Origin of the sequence: Pseudomonas sp. DTU12.3 (assembly GCF_004124275.1) — a bacterium.
GTDB classification, from domain to species: domain Bacteria; phylum Pseudomonadota; class Gammaproteobacteria; order Pseudomonadales; family Pseudomonadaceae; genus Aquipseudomonas; species Aquipseudomonas helmanticensis.
Genome location: NZ_CP027218.1, coordinates 1,350,111 through 1,368,594, shown reverse-complemented (window position 1 = coordinate 1,368,594; position 18,484 = coordinate 1,350,111). Strand labels below are relative to the sequence as shown.

Below are 18,484 nucleotides of genomic sequence, written 5' to 3'. Positions count from 1 at the left end.
AGGGTTTAGCATGGCTATCAGTGTTTTCGATCTATTCAAAGTCGGCATCGGTCCGTCCAGTTCCCACACCGTCGGGCCGATGCGTGCCGCCGCGACCTTCGCCCAGGCGCTGATCGATCAGCATTTGTTGAACGATGTGCGTCGTGTCGAAATCCGTTTGTACGGCTCGTTGTCAGCCACCGGTGTCGGTCACGCCACCGACCGCGCAACAGTCATGGGCCTGATGGGCGAATGGCCAGACAGCATCGATCCGTCGACCATCGATCCACGCATCCAGCAACTGCGCGAGACAGGCCAACTGTGCCTCGCCGGGCAAAGAGAAATTGCCTTCGACTGGCAGCGCGATCTCCTGCTGCTCGACGAGAGCCTGCCCTACCACCCCAACGCCATGTCGCTGACCGCCTTCGGCGAAACCGCCGAGCTGTTCGAGCAAACCTACTATTCAGTCGGCGGCGGTTTCATCATCGAAGCGGCAGAAGCCGAATCCGGTGTCGCGCCAGCCGGTGACGTGGTGTTGCCGTACGATTTTTCCAGCGCCGCGCAACTGCTGGCGCTGTGCAAACAGCACAACCTGCGCGTCTCCGAGCTGATGATGGCCAACGAGCGCGCGTGGCGCTCCGACGCGGAAATCCGTCAGGGCCTGCTGCATATCTGGTCGGTGATGCGCGAATGCGTCGAACAGGGCTTGCGCCATGAAGGCATCCTGCCGGGAGGTCTGAATGTGCCGCGTCGCGCGGCGAAGTTGCATCGCAGCCTGTTGGAAATCGGCAAGCCGAATGTCATCAGCTCGACGCTGTCGGCGATGGAATGGGTCAACCTGTTCGCTCTCGCCGTCAACGAAGAGAACGCGGCCGGCGGGCGCATGGTCACCGCGCCGACCAACGGTGCCGCCGGGATCATTCCGGCGGTTCTGCACTACTACATGAAATTCAATCCGGACGCGTCTGACGATGATGTCGTCGCGTTCTTCCTCGGTGCAGCCGCCGTCGGCATCCTCTGTAAGAAAAATGCCTCGATCTCCGGTGCTGAAGTCGGCTGTCAGGGCGAAGTCGGTTCCGCGTGCGCGATGGCCGCTGCCGGCCTGGCCGACGTGCTCGGCGCCACCCCGGAGCAATTGGAGAACGCCGCTGAAATCGGCCTGGAGCACAACCTCGGCCTGACCTGCGACCCGGTCGGCGGTCTGGTCCAGGTGCCGTGCATCGAGCGCAATGCCATCGCTGCGGTAAAGGCCATCAACGCCACGCAAATGGCCTTGCGCGGTGACGGCAACCACTTCATTTCCCTCGACCGGGTGATCCGCACCATGCGCGATACCGGCGCCGACATGCACGACAAATACAAAGAGACTTCACGGGGCGGCCTGGCTGTGAACTGGGTGGAATGCTGAGGCGCATTCCCTGACCGCCCCGGCAGACCGCATTCGACGGTCTGCCAACCGTGAGCCCGAGCAAGAATAATAACGAGGCGATAACGATGACCGATGTACGTACACCTGCTGCCGAAAATCCCGCTGTAGACCTCACACGCCATACAGAAACTGCCCACAAGGGCTGGAGCAAATTCGACACCACCTGGATGCTTGGCTTGTACGGCACGGCGATCGGTGCTGGCACCTTGTTCCTGCCGATCAACGCCGGTGTCGGTGGTTTCTGGCCGTTGCTGATTTTGGCGCTGCTGGCTTTCCCGATGACCTTTTTTGCCCACCGCGGGCTGACCCGTTTCGTCTTGTCCGGGCGCTCCGGTGACATCACCGAGGTGGTTGAAGAACACTTCGGCATCGGTGCCGGCAAGCTGATCACGCTGCTGTATTTCTTTGCGATCTTCCCGATCCTGCTGGTGTACAGCGTCGCGCTGACCAACACCCTGAGCAGTTTCCTCGAACATCAATTGCACATCGCCCCGCCACCCCGGGCGATCCTCTCGCTGGCGCTGATCCTTGGTCTGATGGCCATCGTCCGTTGCGGCCAGAGCGTGATCGTCAAAGCCATGAGCGTGCTGGTCTATCCGTTCGTCGCCGCCTTGCTGTTGCTCGCGGTCAGCCTGATCCCGAACTGGAACGGCGCCTTCTTCGCCAGCGCTCAAGAATCGATGCCGATGTCGGTGCTCTTCAAAACGCTGTGGCTGGCGATCCCGGTGATGGTGTTTTCGTTCAACCATTCGCCGATCATCTCCGCGTTCGCTGTGGATCAGAAACAGCGCTACGGCGACCAAGCCGAACGCAAGAGCAGCGGCATCCTCGCCATGGCGCACGGCATGATGGTGGTGACGGTGATGTTCTTCTGCTTCAGCTGTGTGCTGGCGTTGTCGCCGGCTGATCTCGCGGCAGCGAAGGCGCAGAACATTTCGATCCTGTCGTACCTGGCCAACCACTTCCAGACCCCGGTGATCGCTTACGCTGCGCCACTGATTGCGTTGGTGGCGATCACCAAATCCTTCCTCGGCCACTACATCGGCGCCAGCGAAGGCTTTCAGGGCCTGATCGTGAAAAGCCTGCGCGGCCGTGGCCGGGTCATGTCGGCGAGCTGGCTGAACCGGGTGACTGCACTGTTCATGATTCTCGCGTGCTGGGCCGTGGCCACGTTCAACCCGAGCATCCTCGGCATGATCGAAGCGTTTGGCGGGCCGGTGATTGCCTGTCTGTTGTTCCTGATGCCGATGTACGCCATCCGCCGCGTGCCAGCCTTGCGCCAGTATTCGGGCCAGGTTTCCAACGTGTTCGTGGTGCTGATCGGCCTGATTGCACTGTCAGCGATCATCTATTCATTCCTGCCCTGAAAACGCGCCACAAAAAAAGGCGAGCCATGTGGCTCGCCTTTTTTATCCCCATGTTCATTGTTCGACAAATTTCCCGGCACAGCCCTTGCTACACCCCTGCAGGAGCTGCCGCAGGCTGCGATCTTTTGATCTTCATGACATTCATGAGCTCAATGACCGAAATCAAAACATTGAAGAGCAAAAGATCGCAGCCTGCGGCAGCTCCTACATGAGTAACCAGTACAGGACACGGAATGGCCGATGGTCTGGTATGGCGAACCAACCCGATCATGGCCGGTCAACAACTGCACGTTCAATCAGGCGGTGACGCATCATGGACAATCCCTTTCAGATCATTACCGATGCCTTTGCGCCGGACTATCAGATCAACCTCAGCATTCAGGGCCTGGACGGCAGCATCATGCTGACCCTGTCCAACAGCGGCCATATCGTCGCCAAACGCATGATCAGTGCCGAGCAGCGCAACGATCCGGCGCGCCTCAAGCGTCTGGTGCAAAGCATCCAATTCGGCATCGCCATCGAACAGGGCCACAGCGCCATGGCGATCCTCGAGGCGATGACCAGTGGCGACGGGCTGACTCCGCCGCCGCCAAGTGTTAACGGCCAATCCCGGCAAGTCGCGGGACTTTAGAGTTCGCCTTTCTCGACTTCAGGATGCTCGCTGGAACCGGCGCCGAGTTTGCGTTGCGGTTTCTCGATCTTCACCGAAGGAAATTGTGACGAGGCGTAACGCACCACCAGAATCGAGAACGCCAGCAGCAGAATCCCGCCGCACAGGTAGATGATGCCCATGTCCGGCGGGTTGTGGTGCGAGACGTTGGAGATCAGCAATCGTGTCAGCGCGGTGATCGCCACGTAGATCAGAAAGCGCACGGGCATGTGATTGGTCTTGAAATAAATCCCGACCATCGCCCCCAGTTCCAGATAGATGAACAGCAACAGAATGTCATCAATCTTGATGTGGCCTTCCTCGAGCATGCCGAGAAACTCCATCACCGCGGCCCATGCCGTCACTGCACCGATGGCAAACAGCGCCAGGTAGTGGAAGGTTTCGACGAACAGGTTGCCCAGGGACTCGGCCAGTTGATGCACGTTTTGCCGCAGTTTCTCGGCCCAGTTTATTTTCACGATGATGTTCCTTAGCCCGATGCGAGCGGATGATGCGTGTTGGACGTGACGGTTTTCTGCACGTAACGCTTGTCATGCAGAAAAGAGGCCACGCCATCATGGCGAGCCGCCGCCAAACCCGCGCCGTGGCGTTTGGTCGCACCGCTGTGCATTTGTGGGAGCGAGCCTGCTCGCGAATGCAGCGCCACGGTCTCCCTGACAAACCCGAAATCCGGTCTACATTCAAAAGCCACTACCCATGGCGCAGGGATTCGCTTATCCTTTTCGCTGTATATGGATACAGTAGTCGTCAAGACAACTTAATGTGAAGGCATGTGAGGTGGTGAATGGCCGTCGAAGTGGTATACCGCAGCAGCCGAGATCTGGAGCGCTTGTTCATGGATAAAGCCGAAGCTGACCGTCATGACAAAATGCTCGAGCTGGCCGAATATCTGGCCGATGTCCTGCAAAAAGCCGTTCCGTCCCTGACTGAACAGCAAGTGGAAGAAGCCGGGATCTACATGGCGAAGAACCGCGATGTGTTTGCCCGCGCGTTCAAGAGCCAGCCTGACGCGCTGTCGGAGCTGCTCAATGCACCGGCAGAGCCTGTCGAGAATGTTGAAGCTGCAGAATCTGCTGAAGCGCCGGCGAAGCCAGCCAAAGCAGCAAAAGCGGCGAAGTAATCAACAAAGGATCGCAGCCCCTGTAGGAGCTGCCGAAGGCTGCGATCTTTTGATCTTCCCCGTCACCGATACAAAACCCGCTCTGCCAACTCGTCCGCCACCCGCGCCGGCGAACGCTTCTCCGCCTGCGCATGCGCAAACACCTCGGTCAACCGCGAACTGATCTTCGACAGATGCGCAGTAATCGTCGTCAATTCCTCGCCACGATGTTTCAACGACACATAAATCAGCCCACCGGCATTGATCACATAATCCGGCGCATAGAGAATCCCGCGTCGTTCCAGTTGATCAGCCACGTCCAGGTGCGTCAGTTGATTGTTCGCTGATCCCGCCACCGCTGAACAGCGCAGTTGCGTAACCGTATGACTGTTCAACACCCCACCCAGACCGCACGGCGCAAGAATGTCGCAAGGCGTACTGAGTAGCGCGTCGTTGGCAATCGGATGTGCGTTGAGTTGTTCCATTGCCAATTGCACTTTGCCGTGGTCGATATCGCTGACCAATAAATCGGCGCCCGCCGCGTGCAGTTGTTCGGCCAGGGCAAAACCGACGTTGCCCAACCCCTGAATCGCCACGCGCAAACCTTCGAGGTTATCGCTGCCCAGCCGCGCCATGGCCGTCGCGCGAATACCGGTGAACACGCCCATCGCCGCATGCGGCGCAGGATCGCCCGCCGAAGTGGTGCTGGTGACATGCTGGGTCTGCTGGGCAATGCAATCCATGTCCGCCACGGAAGTGCCGCTGTCGATGGCGGTGATGTAGCGGCCGTCGAGCTGATCGATGCAGCGACCGAACGCTTCAAACAGCGCGCCACGGTTTTCCACATGCGCCGGGCGCACGATCACCGCAACTCCGCCGCCCTGCTCCAGACCCGCCAAAGCGGCTTTGTAGCTCATGCCCTGCGCGAGGCGAATGGCATCCTCGACAGCGGATTCGTCGTTGGGATAGGCAAGATAACGACATCCGCCGAGGGCTGGCCCGAGGCGACTGTTATGGATGGCAATGACCGCCTTCAACCCGGACACCGGGTCAACGCTAAGGTGCAGCGATTCCAGGCGAGTGCTTTGCATGAGAGCAAACATCGTTGGGCTCCCGAATCACTTCTTGTAGAACGCCAGTATAGGCTCGCGCCTGAAAATTGCTGGAGCGCGCCGGAATAAGCGGCGCTGCGAACGGTGGCTTTACGGCATATCTCGCCGCCCTTGCCGCGAGCCACTGGACGAATCTTGCGCACGGGGCTAAAACGAGGCATTCCCCGGAGATTTCAATGAGTCCGCGCCAACGCTTTTTCGAGTGTCTGCACCGTTCACCGCCCGCGCTGCTGGAAGCTGCGCTGTGGATCGCGGCCGAGCATGAAAAAGAGGTTGATCCCGCCGCACTCCTGCTGGATTTCAAAGAGCTGCAACAGAAGGTCAGTTACGGCTTGCCCATGCTACCGGTCAGCGAACTGGCGCAGCCGCTGCTGCGGCGCATGATTGAAGTGGGATTCGCTCAGGACGACTTCCTGCCATTGCGCCCACAGGCGGCGTTACTGCATAAAGTCTTGCAGACGCGACGCGGTCAGCCTTTGGCGCTGGCACTGATTGCTCTGGAACTGGCGCATGGTCTGGAGATTCCGCTGGTCGGGGTCAATTTTCCCGGGCACTTTTTATTGCGCGTACCCGGCGCGGATCATTTGCTCGATCCTTGCGGCGGTCGACGCCTGTACCCGAATGATTGTCGCGAGCTGTTACAGCGCCAATACGGGCCGAACATGAAGCTCACCGCCGAGCACTTGCTGACCGCCTCACCCCAGCAGATGCTCCAGCGCCTGTCGCGCAACCTGCGCCAGTTGCACCTGACGCAGGACGACTTTATTGCCGCGCTGATCGACGCCGAACGCGTACTCGAACTGGGCAACGGCGCTGCCGCCGATTACCTGGCGCGGGCCAGTCTGTATCAGCGGCTGGATTGCCCGAATGCCGAACGTTTCGACCTTGAGCATGCCCTGCTGCTGAGCGACGACCCGATCCAGCGACTGCGCCTGACCGAACGCCTCGGCCACCTCCCGCCCAACTCCGTCGTCCACTGAATACCCTGTGGGAGCTAGCCTGCTAGCGAAGCAGGCGGCTCGGTCTTTCAGTTAAACCGCGTTATCGTTCTTCGCTAGCAGGCTAGCTCCCACAGGAGATTGCGCTGTGTCGGTGGGCGAGCGCACCTGAATGATCAGCAGTGCAGCAATGACGGCCGGAATCGCACAGAAGAAGAAAATCTGCGCCACCGGAATGTGCATCGCCAGGAGCAGGCTGCCGAACAGCGGCCCGAGAATCGAACCGAAACGCCCCACACCCAGCGCCCAACCGGTACCGGTGGCGCGCACATGCGCCGGGTAGAAATTACTGGCGAACGCATTCAGCGTCAGTTGCCCGCCGATGATGCAGAAGCCGGCGGCAAACACGCAGGCCACCAGATAACGCGGATTGTCGTGATTGAGCCCGAGCAGAATCGTGCACAACGCAGCTCCGGCAAGCACGCCGGATAACAGGTGAACCTTGCGCTTCAAACGGTCGGCGAACCAGGCCATGCAAATCGCCCCCAGAGTACCGGCGAACAGGAACATCGACGTCACCAGATTGGCTTCGTTGAGCTTCAAGCCACTTTCCAGCAGCAGCGTCGGCAGCCAGCTGATCATGAAATACAGCAGGATCAGGCTGACGAAAAACGTCGCCCAGATCAGCAAGGTCGGGCGCGCGTAGCCGTTGCGGAACAACTCGACCACGGTCAGTTTGCTGCCCTGCTCGCGCTCGTTCTGCTCGACGGAGGCAATCGGCGGTTGCCAGTCCGGCAGCATCCGCGCGGTGACTTTGCGCAGGCGCGCATACGGTGGCGCGTCACGCAGCAAGCGCGGCAGCGATTCCGGCAGCATCCACCAGAGAAACGGGAACAGCAGCAACGGCGTCACGCCGCCCGCGAGGAACACCGCCTGCCAGCCGAACTGATCGATGAACCCGGCCGCAACAAAACCACCCGCCGCACCGCCGAAAGAAAAGCCGCAGGCCGCAAGCGTTACCATCAAGGTGCGCAGGCGCGGCGGCGAATATTCCGACATCAACGCCATCGCGCTGGGCATCGCACCGCCCATGCCGATGCCGCAGATGAAGCGCGCAATCATCAACGTGTTCAGCGAATCGGCGAACACCATCAGCACTGTGAGGGTGGCGTAGATCAGCACGCAGGCGAGCAGAATCCGGCGTACGCCGAAACGGTCGGCCAATGGCGTTACCACCAGCGAACCAATGGTCAGGCCCAACAGGTTGGCGCTGAAAACAGGTCCGAACGCAGACTTTTCCAGACCCCAGTCCTGCGCCAGTGCGGGCACCACGTAACCGAGTACCTGCGCATCGTAGCCGTCGGTGACCAGCAGCAAGGCCAACAGAATCAACAGTAACCACTGATAGCGGGACACAGGACGGGCGTCGAGTGCCGCGCGGAAGCTGGCAATCTGGTTATGCATCGCAAGGTACCTGTTTTGTTTTTATGATTTTTCGGTGCGTCAACCGAGATCCCTTGTGGGAGCGGGCTTGCTCGCGAAAGCGGTGGGTCAGTCAACAATTGCTTGGCTGACCCACCGCTTTCGCGAGCAAGCCCGCTCCCACAGGGGGATTACGGGGTGTCAGGCTGATTCGCGGGATGGGCTTTGATGAATGCCGGATGGTCTGCGGCCAGCGCCGCCACTCGGCAGATTCGTGGATAAGCCTCCAACGACACATTGAACCGCTCAGCCGCATACAACTGCGGAATCAGATACACATCCGCCACACACGGCCACTCGCCGAAACAGAAACCCTCGTCGCCAATCAACTGCTCCACCGTCGCCAACCCCTGGTGGATCCAGTGGCTGATCCACTCCACCACCTGCGGCTCTTCCTGCCCCGACTGGCGCAGACGATTGAGCACACTGACGTTGTGCAGTGGATGCACATCGCAGCCGATCACCGCCGCGACGCCGCGCACATGGGCGCGGGCAACCAGATCTTCCGGCAACAACGGCACCTGTGGATAACGCTCCTCCAGATACTCGATGATCGCCGGCGACTGAATCAGCAACTCGCCATTATCGGTGCGCAGCGCTGGCACCCGTCCCTGTGGATTGATCGCCAGATACGCCGCTTGCCGATGCTCGCCACCGGCCGCTGCGATCAGGTTGACCGGCAAGGCCTGATAGTCGAGGCCCTTCAACGCCAGCGCGATGCGCACCCGGTACGACGAGGTCGAACGGTAGTAGGTATAGAGATCCATGAGCCGCTCCTGTCAGCGCGCCGCGAGCACTTTGCCGCGGCATTCGCCGAAACCGATCGAGGCAAAACCGTCACGGGCACAACGCGCACGGAGGATGATTTCGTCACCGTCTTCAAGGAATTTACGCACTTCGCCAGACGCCAGTTCGATCGGCTTTTTACCGCCCTCGGTGATTTCCAGCAAGCTGCCGAACTGACCGTTTTCCGGGCCGGACAAGGTGCCCGAACCAAACAGGTCACCGGCCTGCAACTGGCAGCCGTTGACGCTGTGATGCGCAACCATCTGCGCGACGGTCCAGTACATGTAGCGGGTGTTGCTCAGCGTCAGGCGATGGGCCGGCAGGTTTTGCTCGCGCATGGTTTCAGTGAGCAGCAGCACTTCCAGTTCGATGTCGAAGGCACCGCCGTCCTGATCGCGTTTATCGAACAGATACGGCAGCGGCTGCGGATCACCTTCAGGACGCGCCGGTTGCGCGGTGCGAAACGGCTCCAGCGCCTCTGCCGTGACGACCCATGGCGAGACGCTGGTGATGAAACTCTTCGACAGGAACGGCCCCAGTGGCTGGTATTCCCAGGCCTGGATATCGCGGGCCGACCAGTCGTTGAGCAGACAGAAACCGGCGATGTGATTCGCCGCATCACCGATGGCGATCGAGTCGCCCATCTCGTTGCCTTGGCCGATCCAGATACCCAGTTCCAATTCGTAATCCAGGCGTGCGCACGGGCCGAAGGTCGGCTCGCTCGCACCCGCCGGCAGCGTCTGGCCTTTCGGACGGCGCACATCGGTTCCGGAGGCGCGCACGGTAGAGGCGCGACCGTGATAACCGATCGGCACGTGCTTGTAGTTCGGCAGCAGCGGGTTATCCGGGCGGAACAGCTTGCCAACGTTTTGCGCGTGTTCGATACCGACATAAAAGTCGGTGTAATCGCTGATGCGTGCTGGCATATGCAGTTGGCAATCGGTCGCCAATGGCAGCAGTTTTGCGCCTTGGGCTTCGATGTTGCCGCGCAGGGTGCTGCCTTCGCTGAACAGTTCCAACAGGCGCGTACGCAGGGCAACACGCGCCTCGCGACCGAGATCGAAGAACGCGTTCAATTGGCCGCCGTGCATGGCTTCCACTGCACTGCGCGCAGCACCGTCGAACAGGCCGGCTTCCAGCGCCACTTGCAGATCGAAGATGTGTTCGCCAATCGCCACGCCTGCACGCGGCGCCGAACCGTTGGTGCTGAACACACCCAACGGCAGGTTCTGCAACGGGAAATCGCTGTGGCCGTTGGCTGAAGCGACCCAGCTGCGGGTGATGGAATTTTGCGTCATGGGTTATCTCCGGGTCGGGTCGAACGTGGCGGGCAAAGTGGCCCAGCAGGCGTCGTAAGTAGATTGCAGTTGCGGACAATCGAGGGCGAAGCGGCTTGGGCGCAGCACTTGGCTGGTCTCGAACATGAAGGCCATGGTGTTGTCGATCTTTGCCGGTTTGAGCTCGGCGTTGATCGCTTTGGTGCAGGTCTCACCGTCCGGGCCGTGCGCGCTCATGCAGCTGTGCAGCGAGGCGCCACCGGGCACGAAGCCTTCGGCCTTGGCGTCGTATTCGCCCTGGATCAGGCCCATGAATTCGTTCATCAGGTTGCGGTGGAACCACGGTGGCCGGAAGGTATTCTCGGCAACCATCCAGCGCGGCGGGAAGATCACGAAGTCGAGGTTGGCCAGACCATGCACGCTGGTCGGCGAGGTCAATACAGTAAAGATCGACGGATCCGGATGATCGAAACTCACCGTACCGATGGTGTTGAAACGGCGCAGATCGTATTTGTACGGCACGTTATTGCCGTGCCAGGCGACCACGTTCAGCGGCGAATGATTGAGTTCGGTGGCCCACAACTGGCCGAGAAACTTCTGCACCAGTGTGGTCGGTTGCTGGAGGTTTTCGTAAGCGGCGACCGGGGTCAGGAAGTCGCGCGGATTGGCCAGGCCGTTGCTGCCGATCGGCCCCAGATCCGGCAGACGCAGCGGCGCGCCATGGTTTTCGGCGACGTAACCGCGCGCTTGTGGGTCGAGCAATTCAACGCGGAATTTCAAGCCGCGCGGCAGCACGACGATTTCCAGCGGCGCCACTTCCAGCACACCCAATTCGGTGGCGATGCGCAGACGGCCGAGTTGCGGCACCAACAGCAGTTCGCCGTCAGCGTTGAAAAACACGCGCTCCATCGAACGGTTGGCGGCGTAGTTGTAGATGCTGATGCCGGACGGTTTTTCCGCGCCGGAGTTAGCCGCCATGCTCACCAGACCGTCAATAAAATCGGTCGGCTCGGCCGGGATTTCCAGCGGATTCCAGCGCAGGCGATTGGGCGTCACTTCACCCAACGGACCGCCCGCCAATTGACGTTCCAGTTTGGCGAAGGCCGGGTGATTGGCCGACGGCTGAATGCGGTACATCCAGGTGCGGCGCGCTTCGCTGCGGGTCATGGTGAACGCAGTGCCGGAGAACAATTCGGTGTAGAGGCCGTACGGGGCTTTTTGCGGGGAGTTCTGGCCGACGGGCAGCGCGCCGGGCAACGCTTCAGTGCTGAATTCGTTGCCGAAACCGGACTGATACGCCAGCGCCTGAGCGGTTGAATCAAGGTTCATGGAGCCTCCTGAACAGGGAGTCGGCAGTGGCCCATCGCTCTGGCTCAGAGGTTTCGGCACGCCGGGGTTGTTATTATCGTAATTCGATTACGCATAACGTAATTTGCTCGCTATCCAGCGTCAAGCTATAAAGACGCCCATTCGTATCGGAACCCGGCCGCACCATGGAAAAAACCAGCGACAGCAACGGCAAACAGAAAGTCCGCTCCGCCGAAGTCGGCACCGACATCCTCAAGGCCCTGGCCGAGTTGTCGCCATCGACGTCGTTGTCGCGTCTGGCCGAGCATGTGCAGATGCCGGCGAGCAAGGTCCATCGCTATCTGCAGGCGTTGATCGCCTCGGGATTTGCCGAGCAGAACGCCGCCACCAACCATTACGGTCTCGGCCGTGAAGCGTTGCGCGTAGGCCTCGCTGCACTGAACAGTATGGACGTGCTGAAAGTCGCCGCCCTGCCGCTGGCCGAATTGCGCGACGAACTGAACGAGACCTGCTTTTTGGCGGTGTGGGGCAATCAGGGCGCAACCGTGGTGCACATCGAACCGGCGGTGCGCGCGGTGACGGTGGTGACGCAATTGGGGTCGGTGCTGCCGTTGCTCAGTTCATCGACGGGACTGGTGTTCAGCGCGTATCTGCCGCCACGGGAAACCGATGAACTGCGCGAGCGCGAAGTCGCCGTCGCCGATCATCCGCTGAAGGACGACAACGCCTATTCGACGCAATGCGAACAGATCCGCGCGCGCGGCCTGCATCATGTCCACGGCCTGCTGATGCCGGGGGTCGATGCGTTGTCGGCGCCGGTGTTCAATGCCGTCGGCCAGATCGCAGCGGTACTGACAATTGTCGGCCCGACCTCGTTGTTTCACGCTGACGAAAATGGCCCTGCTGCCCAGCGTTTGCTCGCGGCAACGCGCGCGGTGAGCTGGCGCATGGGCTATGACGCAGGCTGATTGACCTCGACGCCAAGCTCATCAGCACAGCCCGAGCACTTTGGCCTTGGCCACCGCTTGGGTTCTGCGCTCCACGCTTAACTTGGCGTTGATCCTGCGCGCATGGGTCTTGACCGTGTGCAGGGAAATGTACAGTTGCTCGGCGATCTTCTGATTGGATTCGCCTTGGGCAATCAGCTTCAACACCTCAACTTCACGCCGGCTCAACAGCGCTTCGGCAGCGACCGCCGGCGCTTCAGCGCAGAGCTCGGCGGCGGCGCGGATCAGCGCTGTATCGGGATGACGCAAGCGCCACTCGAGCAGCGACTGCTGCAACTGACACCGCACCACCAGCGCTTGGCCCTGTTGCAGCGCCCGTTGTGCCAATGACACTTCACCTTTGTGCCAGGCAAGTTGCGCCAGCACCAAGTGCAACTCGGCTTCGAGGCTCAACATGCCTTTTTGTTGCGCGCCGCTCAACGCCTGCTGGATTTCCGCCAGATCAATCAGCGCTGGCTGCATCTGCGCCCTGGCCGTGAGCAACAAATACTCCAGGCGCGGAATCAGCTCGAGGGTTGCCGGTGGCGCTTGCCGCGCGTGCGGCCCGTGAAAGTGGCGTAAAACTCGGCTCAGCGCTTCATGCGCCAGTTCCGCCCGGCCCTGTTGCAACCAGAATTGACTGCTGACCTGCAGCAACACGCCGCGATACACCGTGTCCGGAATCTGCCGTTGCTGCATCAACCGTTCCGCATCGCGCAGGCGCACAAACGCTTGCGCATAATCCTGCTGATTGGCCGCCAGTTGCGCCAGACCGAGAAAACCATAGAGCACGCGTTTGTCGTGACTGCGCAGGCAGTCTTCCAGCCCGCGCTGGAACCACTCGGCAGCACGCGCTTCGTCGCCCATGCACAGGGCCAGCCTGCCGCGCCGCAACGCGATGCGGCCGAGCAACGGCACCGGGCGATGTTCACGCTGGCACAGCAGTTCCTGCGTGCTGGCCAACAGATCGTCGGCGCGGGCCGGCGCACCGCGCTGCTCCAGCAATTGCGCGTGGTCGAGTTCGAGCAAACCTTCGAACAGCAATGAACCCTGAGCGCGCGCCAGGCACAACGCCTCGCGGTTTATGCCATGGGCCAGTTCCAGTTCGCCACAGAGCAAGGCTTGCTGGGTTTGCCCGGACAGACACAACAGCCGTGCGGGCCAGGCGTCGCTTGCCAACTCGGCCAGCGCTTGGCGGAAATGCTCGCGCGCTGGCGCCATTCGCCCCTGCAAATGCAGCAACCAGCCTTGCAGCGCCTGCCATCGCGCCAGCCATTGCCGCTGTTTTTGTGCCGAGGGTTGCGGGACGAATCGCGACATGTGTTCGATGCTGGCAGCGGCCTGATCAAAACGGCCGGCGAACAGCAGCGCCGCCGTGATCAAGCCGACCAGTTGCGGCGAGCCCAACGTCAATTCTTCACCTTGCTGCTCATGCAAGCGCAACAGCAGCACCACCGTTTGATCATCGAACAGATGCTCGAAAGTGAAGTGCTGCAACAAGCTCACCGCCACTTCGGATTCTTCCGCCAGCAAGGCTTGTTCGAACGCCGAACGCCAGTCCTCTCGCACGGTAAACCATTGGCAAGCGCGCCGATGCCAGGAGCGCCCCTGTGGCCAGCGCGACTCTTGGATCACGCGGGTCAGCGGCGGAAAAACCTGCAGCCATTCGGCCGAGTCCTGCCAGGGTTCGATAAAACAGCCGAGGCTCTGCAACGCGCGCAAGAGCTGTGCACCGTCCCCGGCACCGAACAGATGCTCACACAATTCATTATTGAAGCGCGGTAAATGCGCCAACACGCGCCAGGCCTCGGCCAGCTCCGGCGACAGGCTGCTGAAGAGTTCGTGTTGCAAGTAATCGAGCAGCGTGTCCACCCGTTGCTGCGGCTGATTGCTCTGCGCCCAGTCGCACTTTTGCAGCAGCGCCATGCGCACGCCGGCGCACCAGCCACCGGTACGTTGCCCAATTCGCCCGGCAACGCTCAGCGCTTGTTCGGCTGGTAAATGGTGCAGCACCTGGGCGATTTCACTTTGCGTGAGAGCCAGTGTTGCGGCTTCACATTCATACAGCTCATCGTCGAGTAGCAAGCGCGGCCAGTTGCACTGTGGCCGCCGCCGCGTGCCGATCCACCAGATCAAGGCCGGACCGCTGATTGCCAACAGTCGATCGAGCCAGGCGTCCAGCGCCGGATCCGGCTGACGACAATAATCGTCGATAAACAGCCACGTCGGTTGCGACCAGCGCGCCAGTGCAGCAAGCAGGCCGGCCTCATCCGTTGCGATCAGGCCCAGCGCTTGCGTCAGCCGCTGAGAGAATTCGCCGCGACTGATCGTGGCCCCCGCCAACGCTATCCAGTGCAGCGAACACTGGGCCGGCGCCTGCAACAGGCATTCGGTGAGCAATGCACTCTTGCCGCTACCGGCCGGCGCGCAGATCAGCCGCACCCGTGCCGCTGACGCCAGTAATGGTTCGCACAAGCGTGCGCGCGCCTGATGATGAGAGGACAGTCGGGGAAGAAATCCGGGGCGATCCAGGCACGGCGTCATGGCGGTCATCAGGTGAGCCTTTTTATCGTTGTGCAGTCACCCTAGCCCTGTCCAGTGAGCTTGTTGACGAGTATTCAGCGCGCTGATTGCCAGCCATAAAAAAGGCGACCGTGCGGTCGCCTTTTGTACAGCCGATGTATCCGAAACGTTACCGAACGCCCTCTGCGCGCAGGGCCGATGGCGTGAAGTCGGCAGCCTTGGCTTCGAAGCCGAACTCGAAGCTGTGTTTCTCTTCGTTCTTCATGCCCAGGGCAATGTAGCGGCCGGCAATGATGTCGTAGAGCGCTTCCAGGGTGTAAGCCTGGGCCTGGTGATCGTAGTAATACTGCGCATGCCCTTCGGCGACACGCCACAGTTGGCCGCGGCCATCGTAGTGATCGACCAGTGCCACCTGCCAGCTGTCCTCGTCGATGTACATGTGGCGCTTGGCATAAATGTGCCGCTCGCTCGGTTTCACCGTGCCGATGACTTCCCAGACGCGGTGCAATTCATAGCGGGTCAAGTCCTGGTTGATGTGCCCGGCCTTGACGATGTCGTCGTACTTGAGCGTCGGCGAATCGAGCTTGTAGCTGTTGTACGGAATGTACATTTCCTTCTTGCCGACCAGTTTCCAGTCATAGCGATCCGGTGCGCCGGAGAACATGTCGAAGTTGTCCGAGGTGCGCAGACCGTCCGCCGCAGTGCCCGGGCCGTCATACGCCACTTGCGGCGCACGCCGAACCCGACGCTGGCCGGCGTTGTAGATCCACGCCAGACGCGGCTCCTTCACCTGATCGAGGGTTTCGTGCACCAGCAGCACGTTACCGGCCAGACGCGCCGGCGCCGTCACCGATTGCTTGAAGAAGGTCAGCACGTTGGCGGCTTTGTCCGGATCGAGATCCTTCATCAACTGCGGCACGGCGATTTCTTCTTCGAAGCGGATCGGCGTGTAGCTGCCGTTGGTCTGCGGCGTCACCTGAGTGATGATGCGTTTGACGTTGCCGCCGTGATAGCGGGTGATGTGGTTCCACAAGACCTCGACGCCGTTCTTCGGAATAGGGAAGGCGTAATAGCGATTGCCGGTGAAATTGGCCAGGCCGTTACCGTCATTGATTGTCGTCACGTTCAGCGCACTGCGCTTGGCCGACTCGTAGATGTCCGCCGGCACGGCGACCGTGCGATGCGTTGGGTAGACCGGGATCTTGTAGGTTTCCGGGTAGCGCTTGAACATCGCCACCTGGCCTTCGGAAAGTTTGTCCTTGTACTTGTCGACGTTGGCCGGGGTGATGATGAACAACGGTTTTTCGTTGGCGAACGGATCGGCGAGGAAGCCTTTGCTGTCCACCGCCCCGGCGTTCTTCGGAATGCCGCCGGTCCATGCGGGAATCGAGCCGTCAGCATTACCGGCCTTCTCGGCACCCAGCGGAGTCAGGCTGGTGCCAAGCTTGTTCGCTTCATCCGCCGACACCGCCGCCATCACGTTGGCCGCCAGCAGACTCAGGGCGAGGACACCACATTGCAGAATCATTTTGCGCATTGCTTTCATCCTTCTCGGGCAGATCAGAAGTTCACGCCGAAGCTCAGGGCCACGAAGTCACGGTCTTCGAGGACGTTGTAGTCGCCACCAAAAAAATCGGTGTAACTGAGGCTCGCGGTGTAGGTGTTGCGGTAGTCGGCATCGACGCCGACGCTGATCGCTTTCGCGCCTTCGTTGAACAGGCCGTTGGGGCCGTAACCGGCGACGTCATGCGACCACGACAGGTTGGGTTTGAGGTTGATCCCGCCGATCACGTTGGCGTAATCGAGGATCGCCCTAGCGCGATAGCCCCACGACGTCGAGGTGACAAAACCGTCGGTGTCGCCACCAAAACCGTACTGGCCGTAGACCGAGTCGCGGCCATAACGCAGCTGGCTGCGCGACTCCAGACCGCCGACATGCACGACCGCCGCTTCACCGACCACGGTCAGACGCTCAGCGCCCAGCACTTGATCGAAAAAGTGCGTGAGGGTGCTCTGGATCTGCGTGACTTCCTTGCGGCGATAGCCCTTGTTGTCTGCACCCGGCGTGGTCACCAGTGGCGATGCTGTGCCAGCGGCAATTGGGTTAAGCAGCGCCAGCGTCAGGTCGTTGGTGTTGACCTGCACCGGTGCGTTCGGCCGATAGCTGATCTCGCCGGTCCAGGCAGTACCGGTGGGCAGCGTGGTGGAAAAGCTCGCGCCATACAGGCGAATGTCTTCCGGGTATTCGAGGTAGTACTGACCGCGTCCGAGCATCACGCTTTGCGCCAGGCCCGAACCGCTGCCAGGCGCCAGGCCGTTGGCGATGCCGACCATCGCCGGCAATGTCACCAGCGTCGACAGGCCTGCCGTGGTGGTACCGACTGTCGGTGTGCGGCTGTGGTAATTCATGAAATAGAGGCCGTACTCAGTGTCGTCGCCCAGCCAGCGCAGCGCCGTGCCCCACTGCCCGGAATCGCGCGCGTCACGGTCGCCGCCACGGGGAACTACTACGCCCTCGCGGGTCACTTCGATGGGTTGGCCGAACGCCGCTGCCAGCGGTGCCAGCGGCGCAATCGCCGGGCTGCCGACGGTGTAGCCGTTGTTGCAGCCGTCCGCCGCGACGTCGACACCAAAGAACGTGCCGCAGTTGTCGAGAACCGTCTGGTCCCATTCCAGTTGATAGAAGCCTTCGACCGAAAGTTTGTCGGTGAGGCTCTGTGAGCCGAACAGCATGTTCACCGGAATCAGGCCTTCCTTGATCTCTGCGCCCGGGCGGCGGAAGGCTGAGACGTCGATCGGGTTGATGCTGTTGATCGAGTTGCCGATGAAGGTACTTTCACCCCAGCTCACCACCTGCTTGCCCGCGCGCACGGTACCTGGCAGGTCGGCGATGGTGTAGTTGTGATAGACGAAGGCATCGAGAATCTGCGCACCGGACGACTTCGCGCCCTCCTTGCGGCCACTGTCACTGATCGGCTTGAACTCGCGGTCTTCGTCCTTCAATTCAAAGTCGTACCAATACTTGCCACGCACAAACACACCGGTGTCGCCGTACTTCAGTTCGAGGTCGTGGATGCCTTTGAAGATTTTCGAGAACGTCTCGCCCTTCTTGAAGTTCAGGCGCCCGTCATCACCGGTTGAAGATTGGCCCGTGCCACCGTTGACCGTACCGACCAGCGACTTGTCGGCATCGCGCAGGCCCCAACTCGCGCCCACCGACAGCGACGAGTCGAACGTGCCTTCGATTTCCCCGATGTTGAACGAAACCGCGTGCGCCTGAGCGCAGCAACCCAGAGCCACCGCGGCTGCCAGCGCCTGCGGTGTGAAGATGGCGCGCATTGTTGTTTTTGTCATGCGTCTTCCCCGGTGAGTGACAGAAGGCCCCACCCTACTGCCGGGCGAGCAGGTCGATAAGCGCACCAAGGAGGTATTCGCGTTGTCGCTCGAAAGGATGAATGCCCGCACCGCACGGGGCGTTGCGCGCGCCATGGACCGGCTGGATGGACGATCATCAGCGCAATGCATGGT

At 60.9% G+C, this 18,484-nt stretch carries 14 protein-coding genes and 1 pseudogene; 6 read left to right on the top strand and 9 right to left on the bottom strand.

What is annotated here, in order from left to right; genetic code table 11:
* The first annotated feature begins 10 nt into the window (after positions 1 to 10).
* The 3 genes from C2E19_RS06090 to C2E19_RS06080 all read left to right on the top strand — a co-directional run bounded on the left by C2E19_RS06090 (position 11) and on the right by C2E19_RS06080 (position 3,406).
* Positions 11 to 1,387 carry an L-serine ammonia-lyase gene (locus C2E19_RS06090; RefSeq protein ID WP_129389327.1) on the top strand — a complete coding sequence of 459 codons (1,377 nt, stop codon included), beginning with the start codon at positions 11 to 13 and terminating at the stop codon, positions 1,385 to 1,387.
* A gap of 86 nt (positions 1,388 to 1,473) precedes the next feature.
* Entirely contained in the window at positions 1,474 to 2,775 is a 1,302-nt protein-coding gene (locus tag C2E19_RS06085; protein ID WP_129389324.1) for a serine/threonine transporter, read from the top strand.
* A gap of 313 nt (positions 2,776 to 3,088) precedes the next feature.
* A complete protein-coding gene (locus C2E19_RS06080; RefSeq protein WP_129389322.1) occupies positions 3,089 to 3,406 on the top strand; it encodes a DUF3509 domain-containing protein in 318 nt (105 codons plus the stop codon).
* Here the strand turns inward: C2E19_RS06080 and C2E19_RS06075 are convergent.
* Positions 3,403 to 3,903, bottom strand: coding sequence for a phosphate-starvation-inducible protein PsiE (locus tag C2E19_RS06075; RefSeq protein WP_026000737.1), 501 nt, complete (start codon positions 3,901 to 3,903; stop codon positions 3,403 to 3,405). The two genes, C2E19_RS06080 and C2E19_RS06075, sit on opposite strands and share 4 nt — an antisense overlap.
* 326 nt (positions 3,904 to 4,229) lie before the next feature.
* Between C2E19_RS06075 and C2E19_RS06070 the strand changes: the two are divergent.
* Positions 4,230 to 4,484, top strand: a pseudogene (locus C2E19_RS06070) (YebG family protein); the annotation flags it as partial.
* Between the two features lie 143 nt (positions 4,485 to 4,627).
* On the opposite strand, the gene C2E19_RS06065 reads toward C2E19_RS06070, so the two are convergent.
* The gene (locus C2E19_RS06065) at positions 4,628 to 5,647 is read right to left on the bottom strand and encodes a Glu/Leu/Phe/Val dehydrogenase dimerization domain-containing protein (protein WP_129389316.1); all 1,020 of its coding nucleotides are present in this window, start codon (positions 5,645 to 5,647) and stop codon (positions 4,628 to 4,630) included.
* A gap of 185 nt (positions 5,648 to 5,832) precedes the next feature.
* Between C2E19_RS06065 and C2E19_RS06060 the strand changes: the two genes are divergently transcribed.
* Positions 5,833 to 6,636 carry a SirB1 family protein gene (locus tag C2E19_RS06060; RefSeq protein WP_129389313.1) on the top strand — a complete coding sequence of 268 codons (804 nt, stop codon included), beginning with the start codon at positions 5,833 to 5,835 and terminating at the stop codon, positions 6,634 to 6,636.
* Between the two features lie 51 nt (positions 6,637 to 6,687).
* On the opposite strand, the gene C2E19_RS06055 is transcribed toward C2E19_RS06060, so the two are convergent.
* From C2E19_RS06055 to hmgA, 4 genes are all read right to left on the bottom strand, one after another.
* Positions 6,688 to 8,058: an aromatic acid/H+ symport family MFS transporter gene (locus C2E19_RS06055; protein ID WP_129389310.1), complete on the bottom strand. Its 1,371-nt coding sequence runs from the start codon at positions 8,056 to 8,058 to the stop codon at positions 6,688 to 6,690.
* A 149-nt stretch (positions 8,059 to 8,207) separates the two neighbouring features.
* Positions 8,208 to 8,843, bottom strand: coding sequence for a maleylacetoacetate isomerase (gene maiA, locus C2E19_RS06050; protein WP_129389307.1), 636 nt, complete (start codon positions 8,841 to 8,843; stop codon positions 8,208 to 8,210).
* Positions 8,844 to 8,855: 12 nt separating this feature from the next.
* Positions 8,856 to 10,160 (bottom strand): fumarylacetoacetase, encoded by a 1,305-nt coding sequence (fahA, locus tag C2E19_RS06045; protein WP_129389304.1) that lies wholly within the window; start codon positions 10,158 to 10,160, stop codon positions 8,856 to 8,858.
* A gap of 3 nt (positions 10,161 to 10,163) precedes the next feature.
* Positions 10,164 to 11,468, bottom strand: coding sequence for a homogentisate 1,2-dioxygenase (gene hmgA / locus C2E19_RS06040; protein ID WP_129389301.1), 1,305 nt, complete (start codon positions 11,466 to 11,468; stop codon positions 10,164 to 10,166).
* Positions 11,469 to 11,632: 164 nt separating this feature from the next.
* On the opposite strand from hmgA, the gene C2E19_RS06035 reads away from it, so the two are divergent.
* Positions 11,633 to 12,415: an IclR family transcriptional regulator gene (locus C2E19_RS06035; RefSeq protein ID WP_129389298.1), complete on the top strand. Its 783-nt coding sequence runs from the start codon at positions 11,633 to 11,635 to the stop codon at positions 12,413 to 12,415.
* 21 nt (positions 12,416 to 12,436) lie between these two features.
* Here C2E19_RS06035 and C2E19_RS06030 read toward each other — a convergent pair whose 3' ends face one another.
* The 3 genes from C2E19_RS06030 to C2E19_RS06020 all read right to left on the bottom strand — a co-directional run bounded on the left by C2E19_RS06030 (position 12,437) and on the right by C2E19_RS06020 (position 18,310).
* Positions 12,437 to 14,986: a LuxR C-terminal-related transcriptional regulator gene (locus C2E19_RS06030; protein ID WP_129389295.1), complete on the bottom strand. Its 2,550-nt coding sequence runs from the start codon at positions 14,984 to 14,986 to the stop codon at positions 12,437 to 12,439.
* A 139-nt stretch (positions 14,987 to 15,125) separates the two neighbouring features.
* Complete coding sequence (locus C2E19_RS06025; protein ID WP_129389292.1) at positions 15,126 to 16,493, bottom strand: DUF1329 domain-containing protein; 1,368 nt, start codon at positions 16,491 to 16,493, stop codon at positions 15,126 to 15,128.
* Positions 16,494 to 16,516: 23 nt separating this feature from the next.
* Entirely contained in the window at positions 16,517 to 18,310 is a 1,794-nt protein-coding gene (locus C2E19_RS06020; protein ID WP_129389289.1) for a DUF1302 domain-containing protein, read from the bottom strand.
* Positions 18,311 to 18,484: the final 174 nt, after the last annotated feature.